14 protein-coding genes and 1 pseudogene are annotated in these 20,762 nt (G+C 72.8%); 7 read left to right on the forward strand and 8 right to left on the reverse strand.

Translation table 11 applies throughout. The features are described from left to right. Both ABIB53_RS08140 and ABIB53_RS08145 read right to left on the reverse strand, forming a co-directional pair. Complete coding sequence (locus ABIB53_RS08140) at window positions 1-3,744, reverse strand: nitrate reductase subunit alpha (protein ID WP_354587801.1); 3,744 nt, start codon at window positions 3,742-3,744, stop codon at window positions 1-3. After that, window positions 3,741-4,520, reverse strand: coding sequence for a helix-turn-helix transcriptional regulator (locus ABIB53_RS08145; protein WP_354587803.1), 780 nt, complete (start codon window positions 4,518-4,520; stop codon window positions 3,741-3,743). The genes ABIB53_RS08140 and ABIB53_RS08145 overlap by 4 nt, the downstream gene beginning before the upstream one ends. Window positions 4,521-4,764: 244 nt before the next feature. On the opposite strand from ABIB53_RS08145, the gene ABIB53_RS08150 reads away from it, so the two are divergent. The 3 genes from ABIB53_RS08150 (at window position 4,765) to glgX (ending at window position 9,854) form a co-directional block, all read left to right on the forward strand. Next, complete coding sequence (locus ABIB53_RS08150) at window positions 4,765-6,132, forward strand: MFS transporter (protein ID WP_354587805.1); 1,368 nt, start codon at window positions 4,765-4,767, stop codon at window positions 6,130-6,132. A gap of 34 nt (window positions 6,133-6,166) precedes the next feature. Continuing rightward, window positions 6,167-7,576, forward strand: coding sequence for an MFS transporter (locus ABIB53_RS08155; protein WP_354587807.1), 1,410 nt, complete (start codon window positions 6,167-6,169; stop codon window positions 7,574-7,576). Between the two features lie 133 nt (window positions 7,577-7,709). Then, window positions 7,710-9,854: a glycogen debranching protein GlgX gene (gene glgX / locus ABIB53_RS08160; RefSeq protein WP_251718484.1), complete on the forward strand. Its 2,145-nt coding sequence runs from the start codon at window positions 7,710-7,712 to the stop codon at window positions 9,852-9,854. Window positions 9,855-9,946: 92 nt separating this feature from the next. On the opposite strand, the gene ABIB53_RS08165 is transcribed toward glgX, so the two are convergent. The 3 genes from ABIB53_RS08165 to yczR are packed head-to-tail and all read right to left on the reverse strand — an operon-like array spanning window position 9,947 to window position 13,050. After that, window positions 9,947-10,627, reverse strand: coding sequence for a GNAT family N-acetyltransferase (locus tag ABIB53_RS08165; RefSeq protein WP_354587809.1), 681 nt, complete (start codon window positions 10,625-10,627; stop codon window positions 9,947-9,949). Continuing rightward, window positions 10,620-11,573 (reverse strand): acyl-CoA thioesterase, encoded by a 954-nt coding sequence (locus ABIB53_RS08170; protein ID WP_354587810.1) that lies wholly within the window; start codon window positions 11,571-11,573, stop codon window positions 10,620-10,622. The genes ABIB53_RS08165 and ABIB53_RS08170 overlap by 8 nt, the downstream gene beginning before the upstream one ends. A 34-nt stretch (window positions 11,574-11,607) precedes the next feature. Next, window positions 11,608-13,050, reverse strand: a complete 1,443-nt coding sequence (gene yczR, locus ABIB53_RS08175; protein WP_123090960.1) for a MocR-like transcription factor YczR — start codon at window positions 13,048-13,050, stop codon at window positions 11,608-11,610. Between the two features lie 95 nt (window positions 13,051-13,145). On the opposite strand from yczR, the pseudogene yczE reads away from it, so the two are divergent. Further along, window positions 13,146-13,721 (forward strand): annotated as a pseudogene (gene yczE / locus ABIB53_RS16250) (membrane protein YczE); the annotation flags it as partial. Between the two features lie 99 nt (window positions 13,722-13,820). Here the strand turns inward: yczE and ABIB53_RS08180 are convergent. After that, window positions 13,821-15,983 (reverse strand): RecQ family ATP-dependent DNA helicase, encoded by a 2,163-nt coding sequence (locus tag ABIB53_RS08180; RefSeq protein WP_354587811.1) that lies wholly within the window; start codon window positions 15,981-15,983, stop codon window positions 13,821-13,823. A gap of 117 nt (window positions 15,984-16,100) precedes the next feature. On the opposite strand from ABIB53_RS08180, the gene ABIB53_RS08185 reads away from it, so the two are divergent. Genes ABIB53_RS08185 through ABIB53_RS08195 form a run of 3 tightly spaced genes read left to right on the forward strand, consistent with a single transcriptional unit; the run spans window position 16,101 to window position 18,011 of the window. Next, window positions 16,101-16,544 carry an acyl-CoA thioesterase gene (locus ABIB53_RS08185; RefSeq protein WP_191682242.1) on the forward strand — a complete coding sequence of 148 codons (444 nt, stop codon included), beginning with the start codon at window positions 16,101-16,103 and terminating at the stop codon, window positions 16,542-16,544. Further along, window positions 16,541-17,200 carry a DUF8185 domain-containing protein gene (locus ABIB53_RS08190; protein ID WP_354587812.1) on the forward strand — a complete coding sequence of 220 codons (660 nt, stop codon included), beginning with the start codon at window positions 16,541-16,543 and terminating at the stop codon, window positions 17,198-17,200. The genes ABIB53_RS08185 and ABIB53_RS08190 overlap by 4 nt, the downstream gene beginning before the upstream one ends. 37 nt (window positions 17,201-17,237) lie before the next feature. Then, window positions 17,238-18,011 carry an inositol monophosphatase family protein gene (locus ABIB53_RS08195; RefSeq protein WP_354587938.1) on the forward strand — a complete coding sequence of 258 codons (774 nt, stop codon included), beginning with the start codon at window positions 17,238-17,240 and terminating at the stop codon, window positions 18,009-18,011. 125 nt (window positions 18,012-18,136) lie between these two features. Here the strand turns inward: ABIB53_RS08195 and ABIB53_RS08200 are convergent, their stop codons facing one another. Then, window positions 18,137-18,955, reverse strand: a complete 819-nt coding sequence (locus ABIB53_RS08200) for a glycerophosphodiester phosphodiesterase family protein (protein WP_354587813.1) — start codon at window positions 18,953-18,955, stop codon at window positions 18,137-18,139. After that, a complete protein-coding gene (locus ABIB53_RS08205) occupies window positions 18,955-20,658 on the reverse strand; it encodes a glycoside hydrolase family 13 protein (RefSeq protein WP_354587814.1) in 1,704 nt (567 codons plus the stop codon). The genes ABIB53_RS08200 and ABIB53_RS08205 overlap by 1 nt, the downstream gene beginning before the upstream one ends. Window positions 20,659-20,762 lie beyond the last annotated feature (104 nt).

Below are 20,762 nucleotides of genomic sequence, written 5' to 3' on the forward strand. Positions count from 1 at the left end.
TCAGTACTCCACGTCCTGGTCGGTGCGGCGGCGGATCGTCGTGACCTCGTCGCGGTTGTTGCCCGTCGGGCCGATGTAGTTGAAGAAGTAGGACAGCTGTGCGTAGCCGCCGATGATGTGGCTCGGCTTGAGCAGGATCCGCGTGAGGCTGTTGTGGATGCCGCCCCGCTTGCCGTCGGTCTCCGTGAGCGGCACGTCGATGAGCCGGTCCTGGGCGTGGTGCATGTAGACCGTGCCCTCGGGCATCCGGTGGCTGACGACGGCCCGGGCGGCGACGACGCCGTTGCGGTTGACCGCCTCGATCCAGTCGTTGTCGCGCACGCCGATCTTCGCCGCGTCGACATCCGACATCCACACCGTCTGACCGCCGCGGCTCAGGCTGAGCATGAAGAGGTTGTCCTGGTACTCGGAGTGGATCGACCACTTGTTGTGCGGGGTGAGGTAGCGCACCGACAGCGCGATGCCGCGGCCCTCCTCCTCGACCTGCTCGCCGAGCGGGGTCTCGCCGAAGAGCCGGGTCATGTCGAGCGGTGGCCGGTAGACCGGCAGCGCCTCGCCCATCCCGAGCATCCAGTCGTGGTCGACGTACATCTGCTGGCGACCCGTGAGGGTGTGGAAGGGCTTGTGCCGCTCGATGTTGATGGTGAAGGGGGAGTAGCGCCGTCCGCCGGACTCGCTGCCCGACCACTCCGGCGAGGTGATGACCGGCACCGGCGCGGCCTGGGTGTCGGCGAAGGTGATCTGCTTGCCCTCGTGCTCCGACGCGAGGTCGTGCAGCTGGGTCCCGGTGCGCTTCTCGAGGAAGCGGAAGCCCTGGGTGGCGAGGTGGCCGTTGCTCACGCCCGAGAGGTGCAGGATCGCGTCGGCGACCTGGATGTCGGTCTCCATCCGCGGCTGGCCGGCCCCGGCGCCCGTGCGGGCGACTCCGTGACGCCCGCGCAGCAGGTCGATCTCGCGCCCCACCTCGTAGCGCACGCCCTTGGTGAGCATCCCGGCCTTCTCCATGAGCGGGCCGATCGAGGTCATCTTCTCGTAGGTCGCGGGGTAGTCGCGGGTGACCTCGACGAGGACCGGCATGGTCTTCCCGGGGACCGGGTCGCACTCCCCCTTCGCCCAGTCCTGGACGCGGCCGTGCACGGTCGCCATCGCCTCGGGGGTGTCGTGCCACAGCGGCTTGGCGACGACGTCGGTGCGGGTGCCGAGGTGGTCGACGGCGAGCTCGGAGAAGCGCTTGGCGATCGTCTTCCACGTCTCCCAGTCGCTCTTGGACTGCCACGGGGGAGCGATCGCGGGGTTGAAGGAGTGCACGAAGGGGTGCATGTCCGTCGTGTTGATGTCGTGCTTCTCGTACCAGGTCGCGGCCGGGAGGACGACGTCGGAGAGCAGCGTCGAGCTCGTCATCCGGAAGTCGAGGGTGAGGAGCAGGTCGAGCTTGCCCTCCGGTGCCCGCTCGGGCCAGACGACCCCCTCGGGGCGCATCGACTCGGGCGCCTCGGCGGCCCGCACGGCGTTGTCGGTGCCGAGGAGGTGCTTGAGGAAGTACTCGTTGCCCTTCGCCGAGGAGCCGAAGAGGTTGGCCCGCCACAGCGAGAGGACCCGGGGGTGGTTGTCGGGGGCCTCGGGGTCCTCGACGGCCAGGCGCAGGGTGCCGGCCTTGAGCGCGGAGGCGACGTACTCGCCGACCGGCACCCCGGCCTCCTTCGCCTCGTCGGAGACGGCGAGCGAGCTGCGGTCGAACTGCGGGTACGAGGGGGTCCACCCGAGGCGGGCCGACTGGACGAGCAGGTCCATCGTCGATCGGCCGGCGAAGACGCCGGTGCTGCCGTTGACCTCGTCGGCGGTGAAGGTGTCGTAGCGGTACTGGCTCGTGTTGACGTACCAGTATGCCGTCTGGTTCATGTGGCGCGGCGGGCGCATCCAGTCCAGCGCGAAGGCCATGTGCTGGAAGCCCATGATCGGGCGGACCTTCTCCTGCCCGACGTAGTGCGCCCAGCCCCCGCCGTTGCGGCCCTGGCAGCCGGTGATCGTCGTGAGGACGAGCATGGCGCGGTAGATCTGGTCGGAGTGGTACCAGTGGTTGGTGCCGGCGCCCATGAGGATCATCCCGCGACCGGTCGTGTCGATGGCGTTCTGCGCCCACTCGCGGGCCAGCCGGACGATCTGCTCGACCGGCACGCCGGAGATCTCGGCGCCCCACGCGGGGGTGGCCGGCACCCCCGGGTCGTCGTAGCCCGTCGGCCAGGCGCCGGGCAGGCCGTCGCGGGCGACGCCGTACTGGGCGAGCATGAGGTCGAGGACGGTCGTCACGAGGTGGTCGCCGACCCGGCGCACGGGGACGCCGCGGCGCTCCTCGCGCACGGCGCCGGCGACGTTGTCGAAGCGGGGCAGCTCGACCTCGACCGCGTCGGGTGACCCGTAGAGGGACAGGCGCGGGCGGATGTCGCCGAGCTCGAGGTTCCACCGGCCGGCACCCTCGTCGCCGAATCGGTGTCCGATGGAGCCGTTGGGGATGACGACCTCGTCGGTGCGCTCGTCGATGACCGCCGTCTTCCACATGGCGTTCTCGCTCGTGCTCTCGGCGCAGTCGATGTCGCCGGCGACGAGGAACTTGCCCGGGCGGTAGGAGGTCGCGCCGTCCGTCGTGACCGCCTCGAGGCTGACGAGGTAGGGCAGGTCGGTGTACTGCTGGTTGTACTCGGTGAAGAAGTCGACCTGGCGGTCGGCGAAGTACTCCTTGAGCACGACGTGCCCCATCGCCATCGCGAGGGCGCCGTCGGTACCGGGCGCGGCGGCCACCCACTCGTCGGCGAACTTGACGTTCTCGGCGTAGTCCGGGGCGACGGCGACGACCTTCTGGCCGCGGTACCGGGCCTCGGCCATCCAGTGCGCGTCCGGCGTGCGGGTGAGCGGGACGTTCGAGCCCCACATGATGAGGTACCCGGCGTCCCACCAGTCACCCGACTCGGGGACGTCGGTCTGGTCGCCGAACATCTGCGGCGAGGCGTTGGGCAGGTCGGCGTACCAGTCGTAGAAGGAGAGCATCGGCGCGCCGATGAGCTCGTTGAAGCGGGCGCCGGAGGCATAGCTCACCGGTGACATCGCCGGGATGGGGGAGAAGCCGGCGATCCGGTCCGGGCCCCAGCGCTTGATCGTGTAGACGTACGCGGCGGCCACCATGTCGGTGACCTCCTCCCACGTGGCCCGCACGAGACCGCCCTTGCCGCGCGCGTTCTTGTAGCGCCGGGCGGCCTGCTCGTCCTGCACGACCGAGCCCCACGCGACGACGGGGTCGCCGTAGCGGGCCCGGGCCTCGCGGTACATCTCGAGCAGCACGCCGCGCACGTAGGGGTAGCGCACCCGGGTGGGCGAGTACGTGTACCAGGAGAAGGCGGCGCCGCGGGGGCACCCGCGCGGCTCGTACTCCGGGCGGTCGGCCCCGGTGCTCGGGTAGTCGGTCTGCTGCGCCTCCCAGGTGATGATCCCGTCCTTGACGTAGACCTTCCACGAGCACGACCCGGTGCAGTTGACGCCGTGGGTGCTGCGCACGACCTTGTCGTGGCTCCAGCGGTCGCGGTAGAAGGAGTCGCCGCTGCGCCCGCCCTCGACGAACATCGCCCGCTGGTCGGCCGAGATGCCGGCCCGTGTGAAGAAGCGGCGGGTGCCGACGAGAGCCTCGGAGATCGGTCCGTCGAGACCGGCCGAGCGCGGGGGCGTCGGTGCCGAGGGCGTGGGCGAAGGGGTCATGCGGTGCCTCCAGGTCGGGAGAAGGGGGTCCGGGTCGTCACGTGGGCCAGGCAGCGGTGGGGCTCGACGAAGGGCTCGAGCGAGAGCTCGGTCTCGGTCTCGCCGAAGACCTCGAGAGTGCCGCGCATGAGTCCTCGGTGGACCCCGCACACCACCTCGGGGTTGGTGCGGGCGAGCGAGAGGAAGGGGCAGCTCTCGAGGCTGACCTCGGCGGTGCGCCCGGAGCTGTCCGTGCGCAGGTTCGGGGTGTAGCCCCACTCGCGCAGGACGTCGATCATCAGGCCGACCTTGCTCAGCCACACCCCGGGGCTGCGAGCAGGCTCGATCGAGGGGGAGTGGTGCAGCAGCGACGGCGCATGGGTGTGCGCCCACGCGGCGCCGGCCTCCTCGGGCGTCATCGGCGCGCCGTCGCTGCGCACGAACATCTCGGCGAGCAGGCCGGCGAGGACCTTGTAGCCCTCGGCGTCCTCCGTCGGCTCGAGCTCGCCCGGCGCGACGGCGTAGCGCTTGCTCGGGCGACCCGCGCCCGAGGAGCGCACGAAGTGGCTCGTGAGGATGCCGGCCCCGACGAGCTGGTCGAGGTGGAAGCGCACGGTCGTCGTGTGCAGGCCGACGAGCTCGCCGAGCTCCTTGGCGGTGAGCCCGTCCTCGCGGACCGCGGGCTCGAGGTTGGCGAGCGCGTCGACGATGTCGCGACGCACCGCCGACCGGAGCAGGCCGGCGCCCTCGTCCCCCGGCGGGACCGGGGGCTGAGACGGGAGGCGGGTGACGTTCACGCGCTCAGTCTGGCAGATAAAAAGCAATAGCCGAACACCTAGGCCCGCGCGTCGACGTCGACCGTATTCGGCAACGCCTTGGGGTCGTAATTCCCTGCTGTTGCGGGGTTTGTCACGCGTTCAACCATCTCTGACCAGGCCGTCGAGGACGTGGTCGAAGGGGGTCTGCCCCGGGTGTAGAGTCATTTTTAAGCGATTAAAAAGGAGACGTCCGAGGGGGCGTCCGGGCTCACGAGGAGCACCCATGGCGGCAGCGCCAGCAGCACGTCCGGCACCCGTGCAGACCGGCGGCGCCGGCTACCGCGGGGCGACCCGCGTGCTCGTCATGTCGAGCACGGCCTTCACCCTGATGTTCGCCGTGTGGCTGATGTTCGGCGTCCTCGGCGTGCCGATCCAGGCCGAGCTCGGTCTCAGCGAGCCCCAGCTGGCGTGGATCTCCGCGGTCGCGGTGCTCAACGGCTCGATGTGGCGCCTGCCCGCCGGCATGCTCGCCGACCGGGTGGGCGGCCGGGTCGTGACGATCGCGATGCTCCTGCTCACCGCGATCCCGTGCTTCCTCGTCACCCAGGCGGGCAGCTACGCCACCCTGCTCGTCCTCGCCTTCCTCGTCGGCTTCGCCGGCAACCTCTTCAGCGTCGGCGTCGCGTGGAACTCGGCGTGGACGCCCAAGGAGCACCAGGGCTTCGCGCTCGGCGTCTTCGGCGCGGGCAACGTCGGCGCGTCGGTGACCAAGCTGCTGCTCGTCCTCGTCCCCGGCCTGCTCACGGCGACCGCCGGCACGACCTACCTCGGCGTGGTCGAGGGAGGGTGGCGCGTCGTCCCGGCCATCTACTCGGTCGCGCTCGTCGTCGTCGCGCTGCTCACCTACCTCGTCGTGCCCCGGCAGGACCGGATGGCCGGCCAGGGCAAGCCGCTGCGGGCGATGCTCACGCCCCTGCGCGAGCTGCGGGTGTGGCGCTTCAGCCTCTACTACGCCGCCGTCTTCGGCGCCTACGTCGCGCTGTCGGCCTGGATGCCGCACTACTACGTGAGCACCTTCGGGGTCGAGCTGCGCACCGCAGCCCTGCTCACCGCGCTCTTCATCTTCCCGGCCTCCCTGCTGCGCCCGCTCGGCGGCTGGGTCTCGGACCGGGTCGGGGCCCGGCGGGTCATGTACGCGACCTTCGCCGTCATGCTCCTCGCGAGCGGGGTCCTCATGATGCCGAACGGCCACCTCGTCGTCGTCCACGCCGACGGCTCGACGAGCGAGCACCTCGCCTACGGCCTGGGCATCGCGCCCTTCACCGCCCTCCTCGTGCTCCTCGGGTGCGCGATGGGCATCGGCAAGGCCGCCGTCTTCAAGCACATCCCCGAGTACTTCCCCGACAACGTCGGCTCGGTCGGGGGTCTCGTGGGGATGCTCGGCGGGCTCGGCGGCTTCTTCCTCCCGCTGCTCTTCGCCTACACGAAGCAGTGGAGCGGCTTCCCGACGAGCACCTTCTTCGTCGTCTTCGTCCTCACCGCCATCTGCCTCGTGTGGATGCACCTCACGGTCGTGCGGATGCTCCACGACGAGTCTCCCGAGCTCGCCGACCACTTCGAGGCGCCGCAGGGCGCGCTCGCCACCCGCTGATCCTCACCCCTTCGCGCAGACAAGGACACCACCGATGAGCAGCACGACCCCGACCGCCCGAGGAGATCGCACCGGAGGCGAGTGGCTCCAGTCCTGGGACCCCGAGGACGAGCAGAGCTGGGACAAGCCGCTGGCCTGGCGCACCCTGTGGATCACGACCTTCTGCCTCACCCTCGCCTTCGTCGCGTGGTTCCTGCCGAGCGCGATCATCCCCAAGCTCACCGCGCTCGGCTACGACCTCAGCGCCTCGCAGCTGTACTGGATGGCCGCGATGCCGGGTCTGGCCGCCGGGCTCTTCCGGCTCGTGTGGATGGTGCTGCCCCCGATCATGGGCACCCGCAAGATGGTCTCCCTGACGACCGTGCTCCTCGTCTTCTCCACCCTCGGCTGGGGCGTGCGCGTGCAGCAGCCCACCGCGCCGTACTGGGAGCTCATGACGCTCGCCTTCCTCGCCGGCATCGGCGGCGGCGCCTTCTCGGGCTTCATGCCGAGCACGAGCTACTTCTTCCCGAAGCGGATGCAGGGCACCGCCCTGGGGCTGCAGGCCGGGCTGGGCAACTTCGGCGTCTCGCTGGTGCAGCTGCTCACGCCCTACCTCATCGCCCTCAGCGGTCTGGCGATCTTCGGTGGCAGCCAGATGCTCTCGGCGCCGGGCAAGGAGCCGACGCAGGTGTGGTTCCAGAACGCCGCCTTCGTGTGGATCCCGCTCATGCTCGTCGGTGCCGTCCTCGCGTGGACGATGCTGCGCTCGGTGCCGGTGCAGGCCAACATCCGCCAGCAGTTCGACATCTTCGGCAACCAGGACACCTGGTGGATGACGCTGCTCTACATCATGACCTTCGGGACCTTCTCGGGCCTGTCCGCGCAGTTCGGCCTGCTCATGGCCAACCTCTACGGCAGCGGTAACGACGCCATCGTCACCGGCGCGGGCGCGAGCGCCCAGCTCCTCGTCCCCGGCTACGAGGTGCCCGACGTCGTCAAGTACGTCTTCCTCGGCCCGCTCGTCGGCGCCGGCGCGCGCGTGCTCTTCGCGCCGCTCACCGACCGGATGGGCGGGGCGGTCTGGACGCTCGTCTCGGGCATCGGCCTCGTCGCCTCGATCGCCTTCACGATGACGGCCCTCACCCCCGACACGACCTCGGCGGCCACCCTCGAGGCCGGCTTCACGAAGTTCCTGTGGGGGATGCTCGCGATCTTCCTCTTCTCGGGCATCGGCAACGCCTCGACCTTCAAGCAGATGCCGATGATCTTCGAGCGCCGTCAGGCCGGTGGCGTCATCGGCTGGACCGCCGCCATCGCGGCCTTCGGGCCCTTCTTCTTCGGGGTCGGTGTGACGACCTTCGGGGCGCTCGCCTTCTACGGCATCGGCATCGCCTGGGCGCTCATGTGCATCGCCATCACGTGGTGGCGATACGCCCGCCCGGGGGCGCCGAAGAAGAGCTGACCTGGCAGGACAGGGGGCAGGGGCCGTCCGTGCGGGAGCGCACGGGCGGCCCTTGTCGTCGGGATCGGGGCCTGCGCACCGTAGGCTCAGGGCGTCCTCGACCCCGACCGCAACAGCACAGGAGAAGACACGCGTGGAGATCTGGCCCGGCGCCCCCTACCCCCTCGGAGCGACGTACGACGGGTCAGGAGTCAACTTCGCCGTCTTCTCCGAGGTGGCCGAGCGCGTCCAGCTCTGCCTCATCGACGACGACGGCGAGCAGACCTGCGTCGAGCTCACCGAGGTCGACGCCTTCGTCTGGCACTGCTACCTGCCGCAGGTGCAGCCCGGCCAGCGCTACGGCTACCGCGTCCACGGGCCCTACGAGCCCGAGCAGGGCCACCGCTGCGACCCGAGCAAGCTGCTCCTCGACCCGTACGCGAAGGCGATCGAGGGCCAGGTCGTCACCGACCCGGCGCTCTTCTCCTACGACTTCGAGGACCCCTCGGTGCGCAACGAGGAGGACAGCGCCGGCAAGACGATGCTCTCCGTCGTCATCAACCCCTTCTTCGACTGGGGCCACGACCGTCCGCCGCGCCACGAGTACCACGAGTCGGTCATCTACGAGGCCCACGTCAAGGGTCTGACGATGACCCACCCCGACGTGCCGGAGGAGATCCGCGGCACGTACTCGGCCATCGCCCACCCGGCGATCATCGGCCACCTCACCGACCTCGGGGTGACCGCGATCGAGCTGCTCCCGGTGCACCAGTTCGTCAACGACACCGGTCTGCAGGACAAGGGCCTATCGAACTACTGGGGCTACAACACCATCGGCTTCCTCGCCCCGCACAACGGCTACGCCTCGAGCGGGCGCGGCCAGCAGGTCACCGAGTTCAAGACGATGGTCAAGGCGCTGCACGAGGCGGACATCGAGGTCATCCTCGACGTCGTCTACAACCACACCGCTGAGGGCAACCACCTCGGGCCGACCCTGGCCTTCCGCGGTCTGGACAACGCGTCCTACTACCGCCTCGTCGACGACGCCCCCCAGCACTACTACGACACGACGGGCACCGGCAACAGCCTGCTCATGCGCAGCCCGCACGTGCTCCAGCTCATCATGGACAGCCTGCGCTACTGGGTCACCGAGATGCACGTCGACGGCTTCCGCTTCGACCTCGCGGCGACGCTGGCCAGGCAGTTCCACGAGGTCGACAAGCTCTCGGCCTTCTTCGACCTCATCCAGCAGGACCCGATCATCAGCCAGGTCAAGCTCATCGCCGAGCCCTGGGACATCGGTGACGGCGGCTACCAGGTCGGCAACTTCCCGCCCCTGTGGACGGAGTGGAACGGCAAGTACCGCGACACCGTGCGCGACTACTGGCGCGGCGAGGGCGCGACCCTCGGCGAGTTCGCCTCGCGGCTGACCGGGTCCTCCGACCTCTACGAGCACTCGGGCCGTCGCCCCTTCGCGTCGATCAACTTCGTCATCGCCCACGACGGCTTCACCCTGCGCGACCTCGTGTCGTACAACGACAAGCACAACGACGCCAACGGCGAGGACGGGCGCGACGGCGAGAGCCACAACCGCTCGTGGAACTGCGGCGTCGAGGGGCCGACCGACGACCCCGAGGTGCTCGCGCTGCGCGCCCGCCAGCAGCGCAACATCCTCACGACCCTGCTGCTCAGCCAGGGCGTGCCGATGATCGCCCACGGCGACGAGCTCGGCCGCACCCAGGACGGCAACAACAACGTCTACTGCCAGGACAACGAGACCTCGTGGATGGACTGGGAGCTCGAGCTGCCCGACCAGGAGCTGCTCGAGTTCACCCGCGCGGTCGTCTCGCTGCGCCGCGAGCACCCCGTCTTCCGTCGCCGGCGCTTCTTCGCCGGCCGGGCCGACCACGGCGGCGAGTCCGCGATCGGCGACATCGAGTGGTTCCGTCCTGACGCCCAGCACATGGGTGACGAGGAGTGGGGCGACTCGGCCTCCGGGGCGATCATGGTCTTCCTCAACGGCCAGGCGATCCCCGAGCCGGACGAGCGGGGCAACCCGCTCGTCGACGACGACTTCGTCATGCTCTTCAACTCCAGCCCCGACCCGGTGACCTTCACGCTGCCCGGCGAGGCCTACGGCCAGTGCTGGGTCTGCGTCATCGACACGGCGGCCGACGTCGTCGACGGCGGCGAGCACGACGCCGGCGCCCAGGTCGAGGTCGACGGCCGCAGCGTCGTCGTGCTGCGCAACCGGCGCGAGGCCGGGGTGACCCCGACGGGCGCCAACCCGCTCGGCTGACCGAGGGCACGAAGGGGGGTCCCGACCAGCCGGTCGGGACCCCCCTTCGTCGTCCGGGCGCACGATGCCGTGCGCCCCGGGCAGGCCGAGCGCTAGCGGCGCAGCGCCGCGGTGAGCTCGGCGAGCGAGGTGCGGGGCGAGCCGGCGACGGCCTCGTCGAGCCACCGGCGGTGGGCGTCGCGGACGGCGGGCCACTCGTCGTCGGTGATGGAGAACCACGTCGTGTCGCGGCTGCGCCCCTTGTAGACGAGCGCGTTGCGGAAGGTGCCCTCGAGGGTGAAGCCGAGCCGGGCGGCGGCGGCGCGCGAGGGCGCGTTGAGCGAGTCGCACTTCCACTCGTAGCGGCGGTAGCCGGCGGCGAAGGCGTGCTCGGCCATGAGGTGCATCGCCTCGGTCGCGGCGGTCGTGCGCTGCAGCGGCGGGGCGAAGAGGATGTTGCCGACCTCGACGCTGCCCGCCGCGGTGTCGGTGCGCAGATAGCTCGCCATGCCGACGACGAGGTCGTCGCGGCAGATCGCGAGGACCCAGGACGCGGGCGCACGGAGCGCGTCCTGCAGGACGGCCCGCAGCTCGTCCTCGTCGCTGGGCGGGTCGTTCTTGAGGTAGGTGAAGAGACTCGGGGGTGCGGCCGGGCCGCCGAGGGCGGACCACAGCGAGGGGGCGTCGTCGACGCGCAGCGGGCGCAGCGTCACGGTGCGCCCGACGAGGTGCTGCGGACGCAGCGGCTCGCGTGGGGTCCAGCCCGGCAGCGACGGGCCGACGGGCTCACTCACTCTTGACCCGCATCATGCCCTCCTGCGCGACGGAGGCGACGAGCCGGCCGTCCTGCGTGAAGAAGCGGCCGGTCCCGAGCCCGCGCCCGCCCTGCGCCGACGGCGAGGTCTGGTCGTAGAGCATCCACTGCGTCGGGTCGACGTCGCGGTGGAACCACATGGCGTGGTCGAGGCTCGCCGGGCGCAGCCGGCGGTCGCCCCACGCGAGGCCGTGCCGGCGCAGCACCGGTTCGAGGAGGCTGAAGTCGGAGACGAAGGCGAGCAGCGCGGAGCGCAGGTAGGGGTCCTCGACGGGCTCGGAGATCATCCGCACCCACACCTGCTGGACCGCCTCGCCCGGCTCGCGCGCAGGCCCGGCGAGGTCGCCGGCGGGGTAGCGGTGGTCGAAGGGGCGCTCGGCCAGGCGCTTGGCCTGCGGGACGTCGTACTGGTCGTAGACGGCGTTCATCGACGGCAGGCTGTCGGGTCCGGGCACCTGAGGCATCGGGTCCTGGTGGTCCAGCCCGCCGGCCGGGTCCTGGAAGGACGCGGTGAGCGAGAGGATGGGGCGGCCGTGCTGGATCGCGTGGACGCGGCGGGTGGAGAAGGAGCGGCCGTCGCGCATCCGCTCGACGACGAAGCGGATGGGCATCGTGTCGTCGCCCGCGCGCATGAAGTACGCGTGCAGGGAGTGGGGGAGGCGCTGCGGGTGCTCCTCGCGCAGGCTGAGGCTCGACGCGACGAGGGCCTGGGCGAGCACCTGGCCGCCGAAGACCCGGTTGTGCGGCTGCTTGATGCTCGCGCCCTCGAAGACGTCGGCGCCCTCGGTGCCCAGGCTCGTCGAGCGCTCGCCGTCGATGCCGGTCACCTCGATGCGGGCGCTGCCGAGGGGGCGCAGGGTGAGCACGTCGAGCAGCTCGCGCAGGGTGGCGGCCTGACGATCGGCGAGGGGACGCTGGTCGGTCACGGGGGTCCTTCGGGTCGGGGGCGCTGGGCGAAGACTAGGCGATGAGGGGGGTGGCGAGGTCGTGGCGGGCGTGCGCCCCCGGGTCGAGCTCGGCCCAGGCGCGGGCCATCCGGTGGACGGCGTCGCGCAGGGTCGGCTCGGGCAGGGTGAAGGGGATGCGCAGGTGCCGCTCGAGACCGGGCTCGGGGGCGAAGCGCGGCCCGGGGGCGAGGATCACCCCGTGCCGCTCGGCGGCGACGACGAAGGGAGTCGACACCGGCTCGGGCAGGGTCACCCACAGGCACAGCCCGCCGTGCGGGACGCGGGTGCGCCACTGCGGCAGGTGCTCGTGCAGGGCGGCGACGAGCGTGTCGCGCCGGGAGCGGGCGACCTCGGCGCGCGAGGCGGTGATCTCGTCGTCGTGGGCCATGAGCTCGAGCAGGGCGAGCTGCTCGAGCACGGGGGAGCCGAGGTCGAGTGTCGTGCGCGCCGCGGCGAGCGGCCCCATGAGACGGGCGGGCGCCCGCAGCCAGCCCACCCGCAGGCCGGACCAGTGGCTCTTGCTCGCGCCGCCGAGGGTGATCGTGCGGCGGTGGTGGGCGGCGAAGGGGGAGGGCACCCCCGGCCCGTCGACCCGGGTCTCGACGAGGGTCTCGTCGACGACGGCGAGCACGTCGTGGCGGGTGAGCGCCCGACCCAGCCGTGCGCGCTCGCCCTCGCCCATGAGGTGGCCGGTGGGGTTCTGGTAGTCGGGCAGGAGCAGGGTGGCGCGGGCGCCGGTGCGCGGCAGGGCGGCCTCCCAGGCGTCGAGGTCCCAGCCGGTCTCGTCGACGGGCATGGCGACGAGCCGGGCGCCGTCGGCGCGCAGGGCCTCCATGCCGTTGGGGTAGGTCGGGCTGTCGAGGAGCAGCCGGTCGCCGGGCCGGAGGAAGGCGCGCGACGCGATGGCGTGGGCACCCACCGCGCCGCTGGTGATCATCACCTCGTCCGCGCTCGTCGGCAGACCGCGCTGGGTGTACCGCGCGGCGACGGCCTCGCGCAGGGCGGGCACCCCGAGCGGGTAGTAGCCCGATCCCTGGAGATAGGTCGGCCAGCGGGTGAGGGCCTGCTCGTAGGCCGTGTGCATCTGCACCGGGGGCGGCATGACGGCGCAGGTGAGGTCGACGACGCCGGTGTCGCCGCCCTCGATGCGCGGCATGAGGGCGCCACGGCCGTCGCGGCTCGCGGCGTCGGGCAGGTCGGTGACGGTGCCGGACCCGCGCCGGGAGCTCGCGTACCCCTGCTCGGTGAGCAGGGCGTAGGCCCGCGTGACCGTCGCCCGGCTCACCCCGACGGTCTCCGCGAGTGCGCGCTCGCTGGGCAGCCGCGTGCCGGCCGGGACCCGGCCGTCGTCGACGAGCAGGCGCAGGGCCTCGGCGACGGAGCGGTAGGCGGGGTGCCGCTCCGGTGCGCGGCCGAGCAGGGTCGCCAGCCGGGTGGGAGAGATCGTGCGGGTCATGCGAGCCACTTTGTCATGATTGGCTCTTCTGCGGCAGGGGTCGGCACGGCACCATCGGTCTCATGAACGCACCACGCCGTGTCGCCCTCGAGGCGATGACCCCTCTCGAGCAGCTCCGTGCCGGGCAGACCGCCCGGCGGCTGCCGCAGCTCTTCGTCGGTCTGGCCCTCTACGGCGCCGCGATGGGCATGCTCGTGCGCAGCGAGCTCGGCCTCGACCCCTGGGACGTCTTTCACGACGGCGTGCGCCGTCTCACGGGTCTGAGCTTCGGCACGATCGTCATCGGCGTCGGGGTCCTCGTGCTCGTGCTGTGGATCCCCCTTCGCCAGTGGCCGGGGCTGGGCACGGTCGCCAACGCCGTCGTCATCGGCCTGGCCACCGACGCGACCCTGTCGCTGCTCGACACCCCCGACGGCCTCGTGTGGCGGTGGGTCCTGCTCCTCGGCGGCATCCTCGTCAACGGCTTCGCCGGGGCCCTGTACATCGGCAGCCAGTACGGCCCCGGGCCGCGCGACGGGCTGATGACCGGCATCGCCCGGCGCACCGGCGGGTCGATCCGCCTCGTGCGCACCTCGCTCGAGCTCACCGTGCTGGCGCTCGGCTGGCTGCTCGGCGGGGTCGTGGGTCTGGGCACCGTCCTCTACGCCGTCCTCATCGGACCGACGATCCAGCTCTTCCTCCCCTTCGTCACCGTCGACCTCTCGGCGTCACGGCGCCGTCCTGCGCACGCGGGCGCGCAGCCGGCCGACGCCCCGCTCGAGCCGGTCGCCTCAGCCCTCGAGCCCGAGGGCGAGGGGCAGGACGGCCTCGGCACCCGCGCGGCGCAGCAGCCGGCCGGCGACGGTCAGGCTCCAGCGCGAGTGGACGACGTCGTCGACGAGGAGCACGGGGCCGCCTGCCGTCGCTAGGGCGGAGGCGAGCTCGGGCCCGACCGAGAGGCGGTCCCACACCCCGGCGAGCCGGAAGGCGCTGTTGCCCCCCGGCTCGCCGACCGGTCCGTCCTCGACGAGGTCGAGGGTGCCGAGCATCGTCAGCCGACCGACCTGCGCGAGGTGCTCGGCCACCGACCCGACGAGCAGGGGGTGTCGCCGCGAGGGCATCGCGACGACGCCGACCGGGCGCTGCGCCCACGGCCACGCGGCGAGCACCTGGACGAGCGCGCGGGTCATCGGCTCGGGCACGGGCGCGTCGGGCGCGGCGAGCACCTCGCGCACCCGGGGTCCCCACCCGAGGTCGGTCGTGCGGGCGAGGGCCCGGCCCTCCTCGACCTGCTCCTCGGCCGGGATCCGGCCCTTGACCTCGACGCCGAGCCGCGGCATCCCGGTCGGCCACGAGACCCGCGGGTCCAGCGGCACACCCGGACGCTGCAGCGCCTGGCTCGCGCTCGTGCGGGCATCGGCGGCGACGCCCTGCGGCACCCAGCCGGGGTCGCACACGTCGCACCGCCCGCACGGCTGCGCGCTCGGGTCGTCGAGGCAGGCCTGGAGGTAGGCCATCCGGCAGGTCGTCAGGGTGAGGTAGCGCCGCATCGCGTCCTGCTCGTCGCGACGGGCCTGGTCGACCCGGGCGTAGCGCTCGCCGTCGTAGGTCCACGGCTGCCCGGTGCTGATCCACCCGCCCTGGACGCGGCTCACCGCACCGTCGACGTCGAGGACCTTGAGCAGCAGCTCCAGACGGGTGCGTCGGATGTCGACGGCGGTCTCGAGGGCGGCGGTCGAGAGGGGGCGGCCGGCCTCGGCGAGGGTGCGCAGGACGACCTCGGCCTGGTCCTCGCGCGGCATCGACGCAGAGGCGAAGTAGCTCCAGATCGAGCTGTCCTCGTGGCCGGGCAGGAGCACGACGTCGGCGCGGTCGGTGGCGCGGCCGGCACGACCGACCTGCTGGTAGTAGGCGACCGGCGACGAGGGTGCTCCGAGGTGCACGACGAAGCCGAGGTCGGGCTTGTCGAAGCCCATGCCGAGCGCGCTCGTCGCGACGAGGGCCTTGACGTCGTCGCGTCGCAGCGCCTCCTCGAGCCGGGCGCGGTCCTCGGCGTCGGTGCGGCCGGTGTAGGCGGCGACCGTGTGGCCGGCGTCGCCGAGGGCCCGGGCGACGTCCTCGGCGGCCGAGACCGTGAGGGTGTAGATGATGCCGCTGCCGGGCAGGTCGTGCAGGTGCGTCGTCAGCCAGGCGAGGTGCTCGTCGGGACCGGCGACCGGCAGCACGCCGAGGCGCAGGGAGTCGCGGGCCAGCGCCCCGCGCACCGTCGTCACGTCGTGGCCCCCGGCCCCGAGCTGCTCGGCGACGTCGGCGACGACCCGCGCGTTGGCGGTCGCGGTCGTCGCGAGCACCGGGGTGTCCTGCGGCAGGCGCTCGAGCAGGTCGGCGATGCGCCGGTAGTCCGGTCGGAAGTCGTGGCCCCAGTCGGAGATGCAGTGCGCCTCGTCGACGACGACGAGGCCGCAGCGGCGCACGAGGTCGGGCAGCTGCTCCTCACGGAAGCGGGGGTTGTTGAGCCGCTCGGGGCTGACGAGGAGCACGTCGACCTCGTCGGCGGCCAGCGTCGAGCGCACGTCGTCCCACTCCTGGGCGTTGGCCGAGCTCATCGACACCGCGCGCACCCCGGCGCGGTGGGCGGCGGCCACCTGGTCGCGCATGAGCGCGATGAGGGGCGAGACGATGAGCGCCGGGCCCGCGCCCCGGGCACGCATGAGCGAGGCGGCGACGAAGTAGACCGCCGACTTGCCCCACCCGGTGCGCTGCACGACGAGCGCCCGGCGCCGGTGCTGGACGAGGGCGGCGATCGCCTCGAGCTGCCCGTCGCGGAAGTCGACGTCCTCGCGCCCGACGAGACGGCGCAGGGCGGCACGGGCGGCCTGCGCGACCTGGGGGTCGACGTCGACGTGCGTGCCGTCGGTGCTCGCGAGGTCGGTGGGAGCGGGGGAGGAGCTCATGTCCTCCACCGTAGGCGAGGGGTGCGACGGCGCCGCCCGGACGCCCGCCGGGCACCGCTGCCCGGCGCCCGCTGGGCAGCGCCGCCGGGCTCCCTGCCGGGCTGGGAGGATGGCGCCATGCCGATCACCACGACCCTCGTCCCCCTTCGCTGGAGCGACATGGACGCGTACGGGCACGTGAACAACGTCCAGTACCTGCGCCTGCTCGAGGAGGCGCGGATCACCGCCTTCGCGCAGTGGTTCGGGTCGGGGTCGGAGGAGATGCTCCAAGGCGGCGTCATCGTCGCGCGCCAGGAGATCGAGTACCTGCGCCCGCTCGTCTACCGTCTCGCCCCCGTGCGCATCGACCTGCGGGTGAGCCAGATCGGGGGCGCGAGCTTCGAGGTCGGCTACGAGGTGCGCGACCCCCAGGACGTCGGCGACGCGGTGTACGCCCGGGCCGAGACGACGCTCGCGGCCTTCGACCTCGCCACCGAGCGGCCCCGGCGGCTGCCGCAGACCGAGCGCGACGCCCTGCGCGCGCAGCTCGAGGCCCCCGTCGCGCTGCGGGGCCGGCGATGAGCGCCCTCGTGCTCGCCGACGAGCAGGTCGGCGCCGACCTCGCCACCTACGTCGGCCGCGCGAAGCGTCATGACGAGGACGGCGCCGCCCGGTTGCAGGCCCTGCCCGCGGGCGACGTCGGCGTCCTCGCCGTGTGGACGTGCGTGCTGCCCGGGGCCGGTCTGACCCGTGCGGGCCTCGTGCTCGGCCTGCGCACCCTGCCCCTCGGGGCCCCTCCCGAGCCCCTCGACACCGTCGTCGCGCTCGCCGCCCTCACCGACCGGCTGGCCCGCACCGGCACGGCGTCCGCCGAGCTCCCCGTGCCGCCGACGACCGTCGCCGCCTCGTGGGCGGCCGTGAGCCCGCCCCGCGGGGGCTGGGAGCCGGTCGGGTCGCTCCCCGCCTCGCGGCTGTACGACACCGCCACCGCCGGCATCGTCGAGGTCGCGACGGGCACCCCGCAGGGCGCGGGCTCGAGCGCCGTCGCCGACCTGCGCTCACGCGTCTGGGGTCGTCGCGTCGAGGTCCCCGGCGGGTCTGACGGCGCGTCGGTCCCGGCGGGCGCAGCCTTCGGGATGCACGTCCTGGGCTTCCTCGGCGAGGACCCGGTGACGGTCCACGCGCAGGGCCCGTGGGTGCGGCTCACCTCCCGGGCCGGCTACGTCCTCGCGCGCTGACCCCCCTTCGTAGGCTGGTGCCGTGAGCACCGACCCCATGACCGTCCCCGCCGACCTCGACGACGCGGCCCTGGCCTCCGAGCTCGTCCACCGCGCCGGCGCGCTCGCCGCGGAGATGCGCGCCGAGGGCCTCACCGGGGCCCGCAAGACGTCGGTCTCCGACGTCGTCACGGCCGCCGACCACGCCGCCGAGGAGCTCGTCGTCTCGGTCCTGGCCCGGCTGCGCCCCGAGGACGGCGTCGTCGGCGAGGAGGGCGCGGAGGCGCCCTCGCGCAGCGGGCGGACCTGGGTCATCGACCCCGTCGACGGGACGTACAACTTCTTGGCCGGGATGGCCTACTGGTGCAGCGCGCTCGCGCTGCGCGACGACACGGGCGTCGTGCTCGGCGCGGTGCACCAGCCGGTGACGGGGGAGCGATGGCTCGGTGGCCGTGACCTGCCGACGAGCCTCGACGGCGCACCGCTGGAGCCCCTCGCCGACCTGCCGCTCGATCAGGTCTGCCTCGCGACCTACCTCCACCCGACGCGTCTGGCCGACCCCGCCCTGCGCGAGCCGTGGCTCGCCGCGTGCGAGGGGGCGGCGACGGTGCGCATGCTCGGGTCGGGCTCGTGCGACCTCGCCGCGGTCGCCGCGGGCCGCGTCGGCGTGTGGGCGCAGCCCCTCGTGCCCGCGTGGGACTGGCTGCCCGGTGAGGCCCTCGTCCTCGGCGCGGGCGGGCGCACGGCCCAGGTCGACGTCCGCGGCACGACGTGGAGCGTCGCCGGCCGCCCCACCGCCGTGGAGCAGGTCCTCTCCGCCCTCACCCGCTGACCGGCCGCCACAGCTTTCCCGCCCAGGGCGGGAACATTCGACCTCGGGCAAGAACACTTCTTTCCCGAGGTCGAGCTTTCCCGCCCTGGGCGGGAAAGTGCGAAGGGGGGGGGCGAGCCCGTCCGTCAGTCGTCGGTGAGGGGGGTGCCGCGCTCGGCGAGGACGTCGCGCAGGACCTCGATCCGGTCGCTGACGATGCCGTCGACGCCGAGGTCGAGCAGGCGGTGCATCTCGTCGGCGTCGTCGATCGTCCACACGTGGACGTGCTTGCCGGTCGCATGGGCCGCGCGCAGCAGCGCCGGGGTGACGAGGGTGATCGGGCGGCGCCCGAGGAGGTGCTGGACGGGGATCTGCAGCGCCTGCGCAGGGGAGTGGAGCAGGCGCGAGAGCACCCCGGGCAGCAGCCGCATGCCGGCGACCCCCGCCGGGCCGGCCGACGTCGCCAGGCGCGGGCCGAGCAGGCGCCGCGCGGCGCGCAGCCGCTCGTCGGAGAAGGACCCGACGCACACCCGGTCGATCGCCCCGTGGCGGCGCACGACCTCGGCGAGCGGCTCGACCGCTCCCGGCGCCTTGACGTCGATGTTGAAGCGGGTCGTCGGGAAGCGCTCGAGGAGCTCGTCCATGAGCGGCACCGCGTCACCGGCCGGGGTGCGCGCCCGGCTCACCTGCGACCACGTCAGCTCGGCGAGCGAGCCGACCCCGTCGGTCACCCGGTCGAGCACCGCGTCGTGGAAGGCGACGAGCCGCCCGTCGGACGTCGCGTGCACGTCGGTCTCGAGGTAGCGGTAGCCCATGGCCACCGCCTCCTCGAAGGCTGCCGCCGTGTTCTCGCGCCCGACGTTCGGCTCGTAGCCGGCCCCACCTCGGTGCGCGAGCCCGACGGGGGTCCGCGCCTGGAAGTACGGGTAGTCCGACGCCGGTCGGGCCACCCGGGCCGAGAGCATCAGCCCTCGCTCGCCAGGGCGGCCCACACGGCCGTGTCGCTCGGGACCTGGCCGTCGGCGAGCGGCCCGGAGGCGACGAGCACCTCGGCGCCGGCCGGCAGCGCGACGGTCGCGTCACCGAGGTTGGCCAGGACGAGCGTGCTCTCGCCGACGACGAAGGCGACGACGTCCTCGCCGAGCCCGTCGACGTGGGCCAGCGAGCCGCGGCCGAGGGCGCGCTCGCGGCGCACCGACAGCAGCCGGCGGTAGAGCTCGAGGGTCGAGCCCTCGACGCCGGTCTGGCGGTCGACGGCGAGCTCGCCGTAGGACGGCGGCTGCGGCAGCCACGTGCGCCCGCTCGGGCCGAAGCCGTACCCGGGGGCGTCGCCCTCCCACGGCATCGGCACACGGCAGCCGTCACGACCGAGCTCCTCGCCGCCGGTGCGGCGGAAGGTCGGGTCCTGGCGGTACTCGTCGGGCAGGCTCGTGTGCTCGGGCAGCCCGAGCTCCTCGCCCTGGTAGACGTACGCCCCACCGGGCAGCGCGAGCATGAGCGTCGTCGCGGCGCGGGCCCGGCGCAGACCGAGCTCGGCGTCGGGCTGGGGGTCCTCGGCGCCGATGCCGTTGGGCCGCGGGCCGTCCTGCGGCAGCCCGAAGCGGCTCGCGTGACGCACGACGTCATGGTTGCTCAGCACCCACGTCGAGGGCGCGCCGATCTCGTCGTAGACCCGCAGCGAGGTCTCGACGACCTCGCGCAGCGCGCCGGCGTCCCACCGGGTGTCGAGGAAGTCGAAGTTGAAGGCCTGGTGCATCTCGTCGGGACGCACGTACCGGGCGAGACGCTCCGGCGGACGCACCCACGCCTCGGCGCACAGGATGCGCTCGGGCCCCTCGGTGTAGGAGTCGAGCACCCGGCGCCAGTCGCGGTAGATCTCGTGCACGCCGTCCTGGTCCCAGTACGGGCTGTCGGCGGTGTTGTTCTGCTGGAGCATGTGCTCGCGCGGGGCGTAGTTCGGCAGCCCCTCGGCCTTGACGAGGCCGTGGGCGACGTCGACGCGGAAGCCCGCGACGCCCCGGTCGAGCCAGAAGCGCAGCACGGACTCGAACTCCGCGCGAACCTGCGGGTTGGTCCAGTCGAGGTCGGGCTGACCGGTGTCGAAGAGGTGGAGGTACCACTGGCCGGGCTCGCCGTCGGCCTCGGTGACGCGCGTCCACGCCGGCCCGCCGAAGACGGAGGTCCAGTCGTTCGGCGCCTCGCTGCCGTCGCCGCGCCCCTCGCGGAAGATGTAGCGGGCCCGCTCGGGGGATCCGGGCGCGGCGGCCAGGGCGGCCTGGAACCACGCGTGGTCGACCGACGTGTGGTTGGGCACGAGGTCGACGACGACCTTGAGGTCGAGCTCGGCGGCGCGGGCCATCATCGCGTCGACGTCGTCGAGGTCGCCGAAGAGCGGGTCGATGTCGCGGTAGTCGGCGACGTCGTACCCGGCGTCACGCTGCGGCGAGACGTAGAAGGGGGAGAACCAGACCGCGTCGACCCCGAGGGCGCGCAGGTGCGGCAGTCGGGCCGTGATGCCCGCGAGGTCGCCGACGCCGTCGCCGTCGCCGTCGGCCCAGCTGCGGGGGTAGACCTGGTAGATCACGGCGTCGCGCCACCACGCGGCGTCGGCCGGGGCACCGGCGTGCAGGGGGGTGGTCTGCAGGGTCGTCGTCGGGGACGCAGTCATGCGCAGATCGTCGCAGCGCGGGACCCGTCGGTGCAAAAGGGCGTCTGACCCTCCTCCCACGGCAGAGCCGCCCCGGGCGCTCGGGCCGTCGACCCGGCGGAATG

Origin of the sequence: Janibacter sp. UYMM211 (assembly GCF_040547045.1) — a bacterium.
GTDB classification, from domain to species: domain Bacteria; phylum Actinomycetota; class Actinomycetes; order Actinomycetales; family Dermatophilaceae; genus Marihabitans; species Marihabitans melonis.